The organism is Indiicoccus explosivorum (assembly GCF_002167005.1).
Lineage (GTDB): Bacteria > Bacillota > Bacilli > Bacillales_A > Planococcaceae > Indiicoccus > Indiicoccus explosivorum.
This window is the reverse complement of the sequence record NZ_NHTN01000029.1, coordinates 1-3,421: the sequence shown is the minus strand read 5'-3', so window position 1 is coordinate 3,421 and position 3,421 is coordinate 1. Positions and strand designations below refer to the sequence as shown.

The following is a 3,421-nucleotide window of genomic DNA, read 5'->3' as shown; positions in this document are numbered from 1 at the left end:
AATAGTACATGTCACGGAGGACTTGGAGAAGATCGGAATGAGAGATCATCGTTTTTTCCAGACTTTGTCGGAGGGCATGCTTCCGCCGTTGAAATCGGCGGTGCAGTCTGACAAGATAACGGTAGCAGGAATTTTTTTGGAGGTGTTTTTGGTGTATTGGAATGAACAATATGTGTATGATGGCGAAAAGACGCTTCCGGTCGTGCTCCGCAATTACACAGAAGCGGATTTTGAAGGAATGATCCGAATTCAGCGCGAGTGCTTCCCGCCTCCGTTCCCACAGGAACTGCTGTGGAATGAAGCGCAGTTACGGAACCACATCACGCTGTTTCCGGAAGGCGCAATTTGTGCATCTGTGGACGGAAAGCTGGCAGGTTCGATTACAGGTCTCCGGACAACATTCGACCCGGCATTCCCTGAACACCGATGGGAGGATGTGACTGACGATGGATACATCCGAACCCACAATCCTGATGGAGAGACTCTCTACATAGTCGATATCAGCGTTTCACCGCAGTTCCGAAAGCTCGGGCTCGGAAAACTGCTGATGCAGGCGATGTATCAGACCGTCATTGAGCTGAAGCTGGAACGGCTTCTCGGAGGCGGACGGATGCCGGGTTATCAGCAAGTCGCGGATGAAATGACACCCGAATCTTACATAAAGCGCGTGACGGCAGGCGAACTCCGGGATCCAGTCATCTCCTTTCTCTTAAGCTGCGGCCGAAAACCGATTCATATTGTCCCAAACTACTTGGATGACGAAGAGTCACTGAACTACGGAGTGCTGATGGAGTGGAAAAATCCATTCCGGTGAGCAGCTGATCTTTTAAAGGGAGCGGAGAAACGCCGGAGAGTGACAGAAATCACAATCCTGTCAAAGAAAAAGCCGTATGCTATACTTGTATAGGGAAAAACAGAGAAGGAGTGCGTGAGATGTTGACTGAACAGCAAGTACGGGAACTGCTTTCCGGCCTGCAAGATCCTTTCCTGAAAAGATCTTTCGGGGAAACGGATGGTATTGTGTCCATTCGAATCAAAGAAGAAAAAAAGCATGTCAGCGTCAAACTGGCGATCGCTAAGACCAATACACCTGAACAAATGCAGCTGCAGATGGCTGTTGTAGATACATTGAAAGGAGCGGGTGCGGAATCGGTCGGCATCCGTTTTGAAGAACTTCCCCAAGAGAAGTTGGCGGAATTCCGGGGGACTGCAACGGGATCAGAAGCGCAGGATTTACTGTCCCCGCTGAATAAAGTCCAGTTCATCTCGATAGCCAGCGGAAAAGGTGGTGTCGGGAAATCCACGGTCGCGGTGAACTTGGCGGTGGCACTGGCGCGGCTTGGAAAGAAAGTCGGATTGATCGATGCCGATATTTACGGATTCAGTGTACCTGACATGATGGGTATCGAGAAATCACCTATTGTGCGGGGGAATACGATCATACCGGTTGAACGGTTCGGAGTAAAAGTGATTTCCATGGGCTTTTTCGTGGAAGAAAATACCCCGGTCGTTTGGCGCGGACCAATGCTTGGCAAAGTTCTTGATCAATTCTTTAAGGACGTGGAATGGGGAGAATTGGATTATTTGCTTCTTGACTTGCCGCCAGGCACGGGGGATGTGGCACTTGATATTCATCAGATGCTGCCTTCTTCGAAAGAACTTATCGTAACCACTCCGCACCCTACTGCCGCATTTGTTGCTGCGCGGGCAGGAGCGATGGCGCTGCAGACAGACCATGAAGTTCTCGGAATCATTGAAAATATGGCGTGGTTCGAAAGCAAAGAAAGCGGAAAGAAAGAGTTTGTTTTCGGTCAGGGCGGCGGTCCAAAGCTGTCGGAAGAACTCCGGTCTCCTTTGCTCGGCCAAGTACCGCTCGGTCAGCCGGATTGGGATGAAACGGATTTCGCTCCTTCCGTCTATGCGGCTGATCATCCGACCGGCAAGATTTACGAGGAGATAGCCCGGCAGATTGTTGAAAAAGCCGATCAATGAGTAAGAGTACCCGTCAGCGGACAACAAGGGCTGACGGGCACTTTTTTATTTTGATCTTCAAGGATTGTTCACAGAAAGCACGCGCTCTCCGTGGTTTTTTGCAAACCGCCTTGCTAAAATGGAAAGAAGGAACAACAAACGGAGGCATAATCGTGACAATACGGAACTGGTTAAAGTTTTTTATAAATGCGCTGCTGATCGGCGGAGTCGTTACCGGGGTTTTTGGTCTCTTCATCCGTTGGAATGATGCATTCGCTCCTTTTGCAGAACGAGGGGAGTGGGGAGAATTCATTGCAGCTTTCATTTGGATGATCATTGTCGGATTCACAATGAGTGTGGTCAGCCAAATGGGATTTTTCGCTTACTTGACTGTTCATCAGTTTGGAGTCGGGATCTTTCGGTCGCTTCGGCTTTGGAACTGGGTGCAGATTCTGATCATTGCAGTCGTCATTTTCGATTTGGCATTCTTCAGATTTGCGACGAGTGCTGAAACGGCCGGAGAGCAGATGCTCTATTGGGGGCTGTTGGCGGTTCTTTTAGCTGTCGCCTCTGCTGTCGCTTTCCTTAAAGCGAAATGGACAAAGCAGAGTGCTTTCATTTCTTCCTTGTTTTTTATGATTGTCGTAACGACACTCGAGTGGCTTCCGGCGCTTATGGTCCGGGCGGAAAATATCGACAGCTGGGTGGCGCTGCTGCTGTTCCCGCTGCTGGCTGTCAATGCCTATCAATTGCTGGTGCTGCCGAAGTACAATGCGAAATCTGATACAGACCGGGTGCGGCTTGAGGAAAGAAAAGCGGCAAGGAGAGCAGGGATCGGGGCTGCGAACAAAAAGAAAGCATAGGCAATGGGTTTAAAAGCCGGACTGACGTCGCGGCTTTTTCTTTTTGGTCCAACTGATTTTTTGGTTTCCGGTTGACAGTGTAGAGCGGATATATTACTATAGTTAAGGTCGTTCAAATGAACAGGAAAAACAAAAGCAATAACGAAAAAAGTTATTGACTCACTATTTGAGCGGTGCTATGATAGGGAAGTCGCCTTACGAGGCAGCTTCAAGCAGTGAACCTTGAAAACTGAACAGCAAAACGCTGAGAAATACAATGAACGGCCCCGGCCCCTTTGGGTGACCGGGAAGCGGCGGCGCTCCACCCCCGTGGAGCGCGCCGCGCCAGCAAGAGTCACTCTTGCTCTCTTATCGGAGAGTTTGATCCTGGCTCAGGACGAACGCTGGCGGCGTGCCTAATACATGCAAGTCGAGCGGAGGTTCCGGAAGCTTGCTTCCGGAACTTCAGCGGCGGACGGGTGAGTAACACGTGGGCAACCTGCCCTGCAGATCGGGATAACTCCGGGAAACCGGCGCTAATACCGGATAGCTCAGAACCCCGCATGGGGTTCTGCGGAAAGGCGGTCTTCGGGCTGCCGCTGCAGGAT

The 3,421-nt window shown here is 50.6% G+C and carries 3 protein-coding genes and 1 rRNA gene; all 4 read left to right on the top strand.

The window, feature by feature from the left end; genetic code table 11:
* Window positions 1-151: 151 nt before the first annotated feature.
* Window positions 152-814, top strand: a complete 663-nt coding sequence (locus tag CCE92_RS09665) for a GNAT family N-acetyltransferase (protein WP_241535961.1) — start codon at window positions 152-154, stop codon at window positions 812-814.
* Window positions 815-933: 119 nt separating this feature from the next.
* Entirely contained in the window at window positions 934-1,992 is a 1,059-nt protein-coding gene (salA, locus tag CCE92_RS09660; protein WP_088007324.1) for an iron-sulfur carrier protein/transcriptional regulator SalA, read from the top strand.
* 152 nt (window positions 1,993-2,144) lie between these two features.
* Window positions 2,145-2,834: a KinB-signaling pathway activation protein gene (locus tag CCE92_RS09655; RefSeq protein WP_088007323.1), complete on the top strand. Its 690-nt coding sequence runs from the start codon at window positions 2,145-2,147 to the stop codon at window positions 2,832-2,834.
* A 348-nt stretch (window positions 2,835-3,182) separates the two neighbouring features.
* Window positions 3,183-3,421: ribosomal RNA gene (locus tag CCE92_RS09650) — 16S ribosomal RNA — on the top strand; the annotation flags it as partial.

Excerpts from the sequence above, each read along its gene's own strand:
- salA (WP_088007324.1), top strand. The coding sequence starts at position 934 with ATGTTGACTGAACAGCAAGTACGGGAACTGCTTTCCGGCCTGCAAGAT.